Annotated in this window: 4 protein-coding genes and 1 pseudogene; 4 read left to right on the top strand and 1 reads right to left on the bottom strand. The window is 41.1% G+C overall.

Going from position 1 to position 4093, the window contains the following annotated elements; genetic code table 11:
- The 3 genes and pseudogenes from ACLR96_RS10095 to hydF form a co-directional block, all read left to right on the top strand.
- Positions 1–305, top strand: a pseudogene (locus ACLR96_RS10095) ([FeFe] hydrogenase H-cluster radical SAM maturase HydE); the annotation flags it as partial.
- A gap of 34 nt (positions 306–339) precedes the next feature.
- Positions 340–1761 (top strand): [FeFe] hydrogenase H-cluster radical SAM maturase HydG, encoded by a 1422-nt coding sequence (gene hydG, locus ACLR96_RS10090; RefSeq protein ID WP_177267545.1) that lies wholly within the window; start codon positions 340–342, stop codon positions 1759–1761.
- A 22-nt stretch (positions 1762–1783) separates the two neighbouring features.
- Entirely contained in the window at positions 1784–3013 is a 1230-nt protein-coding gene (hydF, locus tag ACLR96_RS10085) for a [FeFe] hydrogenase H-cluster maturation GTPase HydF (protein WP_177267544.1), read from the top strand.
- Between the two features lie 12 nt (positions 3014–3025).
- On the opposite strand, the gene ACLR96_RS10080 is transcribed toward hydF, so the two are convergent.
- Entirely contained in the window at positions 3026–3823 is a 798-nt protein-coding gene (locus ACLR96_RS10080; RefSeq protein ID WP_177267543.1) for an arylamine N-acetyltransferase, read from the bottom strand.
- A gap of 208 nt (positions 3824–4031) precedes the next feature.
- Here ACLR96_RS10080 and ACLR96_RS10075 point away from each other — a divergent pair.
- A partial coding sequence (locus ACLR96_RS10075) for a 50S ribosomal protein L31 (protein ID WP_412265846.1) occupies positions 4032–4093 on the top strand: 62 nt, incomplete at its 3' end.

Here is a 4093-nt window from a genome sequence, read left to right as displayed (position 1 = left end):
TTGCAGATCAGCCCGACGGAGATCCGGAAATGGCAAGGCGAGCTGTGGCTGTAGCAAGGATTTTGCTTCCCGAAGCGAATCTTCCGCTGACTACGTCACTTTCTGTTCTTTCAGATAAAGAAAAACGCCGAATTTCGGACAATCCTTTTTCTTTCGGAGCTAATGTTGTGATGAAGAAGGTTACTCCTGATAAGTATAAAAAAGCTTATGAGATATATCCTGCGGAATTTAAGAAGACAGAAATTTTACAGGACAGAAAAGAGCTTGAAAGGCTGATAAAAAGCTATGGCAGAAAACCTTTGTAAAAATATAACCATCAATGAAAAGGAGAGATTGAAAATGGCAGTTTACAACAGTACGTCTAAAAAGGCGGAAGAATTTATTAACCATGAGCAGATCCTAAAGACTCTTGAATATGCAAGGCAGCATAAAGACGATCTGGAAATGATGGAACAGATCTTAGAGAAAGGGAGAAAATATCAGGGCCTTTCATATAAAGAGGCTGCTACGCTGCTGGAGTGCGAAGATCCCGATATAATACAGAAAACCTTTGCTCTGGGGAAAGAGATAAAAGAACATTTTTACGGAAACAGAATAGTTATGTTTGCGCCGCTGTATTTATCAAATTATTGTGTAAATGGCTGTGTGTACTGTCCCTATCATGGGCAGAATAAGCATATTCCGAGGAAGAAACTGACTCAGCAAGAGATAAAGGAAGAAGTGATAGCCCTTCAGGATATGGGACATAAGAGGCTTGCGATAGAAGCGGGAGAAGACCCGTATAACAATCCTATCGAATATATTCTGGAAAGTATAAAGACTATTTACAGTATAAAACATAAAAATGGAGCTATCAGACGAGTAAACGTCAACATTGCGGCGACTTCTGTTGAAGAATATAAAATGCTCAAAGATGCCGGGATAGGGACATATATACTTTTCCAAGAGACATATAATAAAAAAGCTTATGAAGCGCTTCATCCATCGGGGCCGAAAAGTGACTATGCTTACCATACGGAAGCTATGGACAGAGCTATGGAAGCGGGTATAGATGATGTAGGATGCGGAGTACTGTTCGGGCTGGAAAATTATAAATATGATTTTGTGGGAATGCTCATGCATGCTCATCATCTGGAGAAGACCTATGGCTGTGGCCCTCATACTATTAGTGTTCCAAGAATACGGCCGGCAGATGATATAGATCCGGATACCTTTGACAATGGCGTCCCCGATGATGTGTTCAAAAGAATAGTGGCTGTTCTCAGAATAGCGGTGCCTTATACGGGAATGATAATGTCTACTCGTGAAAGCGCCAAGACAAGGCGAGAATGTCTTGAGATTGGGATAACACAGATCAGCGGGGGAAGCCGGACAAGTGTAGGTGGATATGTGGAAGATGAAAGAGATGAGGATACAGTTCAGTTTGATGTTGAAGACAGAAGATCTTTGGCGGAAGTAGTTGACTGGCTTATAGATCTGGGATATGTGCCAAGCTTCTGTACAGCGTGCTATAGGGAGGGAAGAACAGGAGACAGGTTCATGAGCCTTCTTAAGTCCGGACAGATTGCAAATTGCTGTCAGCCTAATGCGCTGATGACTTTAAAAGAATTTCTTATGGATTATGCAGGAGAGGAGACTCATAAGAAAGGAGATGCTATTATAGCAGAGAGGCTGGCCATGATACCTAATGAAAAAGTAAGAGAAGTCTGTTCCGAGCATCTTAAAGAAATAGAAGCCGGAAACAGAGATTTCAGATTTTAGCCTTTGAGGAAGGAGGGTTGAAATGAGCCTTTATGATACTCCAAGAGCAAGCAGACTTCATATAGCAATATACGGTAAGCGTAATGCCGGCAAATCATCATTGATAAACGCCTTGACTGGTCAGGATATTGCGCTTGTCTCTGATTCTCCCGGTACGACAACGGATCCTGTGTATAAATCAATGGAGCTTCATCCCATAGGCCCCGTGGTCTTTATAGATACGGCAGGTTTTGATGATGAAGGCGAGCTTGGGGAGCTTAGAGTTCGGCGCACAGAAGAGGTGGCTGCGAAAACAGATATAGCGATCATTGTCATAGAAAAAAGTGAGGCTGAGAAAAGTTCTTGGAAATATGAGAAACACTGGTGTAAATTGCTGTCTTCGCAAGGTATTCCCCTTATATTTGTCATCAATAAATGTGATGACCCTGAGGATATTAATAAAAAATTTTTATGGGAGGAAAAGGTCAAAGCTTTTGCTGGGGACGTTCCTGTTATTAGAGTCAGCGCTGCTGGGAAGACAGGCCTTGATGAACTGAAGGCAGCCATAGAAAGATCAGTGCCGGAAGATTTTCTTCGTCAAAAGATATTGGGCGATATGATAGGAGAAGATGGTCTTGCACTTCTTGTGATGCCACAGGATATCCAGGCCCCTAAAGGAAGATTGATACTGCCTCAGGTGCAGACTTTGAGAGAGCTTTTGGACAGAAAATGTACAGCGGTTTCTACAACAGCAGATGGTTTTGAACGGGCGCTTTTATCATTGAACAGAGCTCCGGATCTAATAATAACAGATTCTCAGTGTTTCAGACAGATATATGAAAAAAAACCGCAGGAAAGTGCTCTCACATCTTTTTCTGTATTATTCGCTGCTTATAAGGGAGATATAGATATCTTTGCCGAAGGAGCATCGCAATTAGACAATATGACTGAAAAATCAAAGGTTTTGATTGCCGAGGCTTGCACTCACGTTCCTCTTTCCGAAGATATAGGAAGAGAAAAAATCCCTAATTTGCTGAGAAAAAAATTCGGAAAAAATCTTAAAGTAGTCAATGTCTGCGGAAATGACTTTCCTGATACAGATAAACTAAAAGAGTTTGATCTGGTAATACACTGCGGAGCATGTATGTTCAACAGACGCCATGTTCTGAGCAGAATAGCCGAAGCGAAGGCAGCCGGAGTGCCGATAACTAATTATGGTATAGTATTGGCAAAGCTGATGGGGATATTGGATAAAATACAGATTCCCCAGTGACCCGACAGAAAGTTATAGCGGCAGGAGGAAAATTTCTCTGAGGATTTTTTCTTCCTGTTTTTTTGTTTTTATCGGGTATATGATATTTTCTACGCCGTTGACTTCTTTGAGAAACAGATTGTTTCTGACTGCGTAAAAAGTACTGTTGATGTAAAGAGATACTTTTGTGAATTTATTTATTTTTGAATCAGGATGGCGTTCGGCAAAAAATGTTGGGGCAATGAAGTCAAGATCTATATGAGGTTCTTCGGTAAATCCCAGTATTTTGCGCCAACCCAGCTTAGGTCGGTTTTGCCACATTATCCATCCCCAAAAATCATCTCTGGTAAAACGATATTGACATTCTCCGTCATCCTGGATAATATTCTCCCGAAGGAGAAGGGGAATCCTGTGATGCTCAAAATTGAAGCCTGCGTCAGTTATGTATTGCTTTCCGTCTAAAGCAACGCTTATAATACGGTGACTTCGCATCTGTACGGGGTTTGAAGAAGCTATGATGCGGGCGCTGTAACTGACAGTCTGAAATCCCAGAGACTCCAGAAACCAGTTGTAGAGAGTATTTATCTCTGAACAGACGCCGCCTCTGCGATGGGTTATGATCTTATGAAACAGATCTGTGCGATTAAGAGAAACGGCTTTTCCTGCCATGATATCGAGATTTTCAAAAGGGATATGGGAAATATGCTGTTTATGAAGATGGGTCAGATATTCGATATCAAGGCTGTCAGAGCGGTATGCGCTGATTCTTTCAAAATACGAGTCTGTCTGATCCGACAACATGTGTATGCTTTCTCGCTGTATTGGATTCATTGCTTCGCCTCCATTTATGAATATCTTTATTATAGTTGACTATTATTAAAAGTGTCAATTGTTGATAATTTTCTTATGGTTTTTATTTGGCGTGAAAATCGCGAAAATACTTGTGTTTTTAAAAAGCCTGTGATATGCTATATAAGCTGTATGATTTGACAGTAATTATGCAAAGGTGGTAAACCTGAGCAGGAAAGAGGTGATTAGCATGAAAAAAGGAATCCATCCTGAATACAAGGAATGTAAAGTAACTTGCGCATGCGGTAACAC

The sequence above is a fragment of the Lentihominibacter sp. genome (assembly GCF_046951855.1).
GTDB lineage: Bacteria > Bacillota > Clostridia > Peptostreptococcales > Anaerovoracaceae > Lentihominibacter > Lentihominibacter hominis.
Note: the sequence above shows the minus strand (reverse complement) of the source record. Positions and strands in the feature narration are given on the sequence as shown.

What these genes read in the sequence shown, in the direction of transcription:
- hydG (WP_177267545.1), top strand. Translation starts at nt 340, where the DNA reads ATGGCAGTTTACAACAGTACGTCTAAAAAGGCGGAAGAATTTATTAAC.
- hydF (WP_177267544.1), top strand. Translation starts at nt 1,784, where the DNA reads ATGAGCCTTTATGATACTCCAAGAGCAAGCAGACTTCATATAGCAATA.
- ACLR96_RS10080 (WP_177267543.1), bottom strand. Translation starts at nt 3,823, where the DNA reads ATGAATCCAATACAGCGAGAAAGCATACACATGTTGTCGGATCAGACA.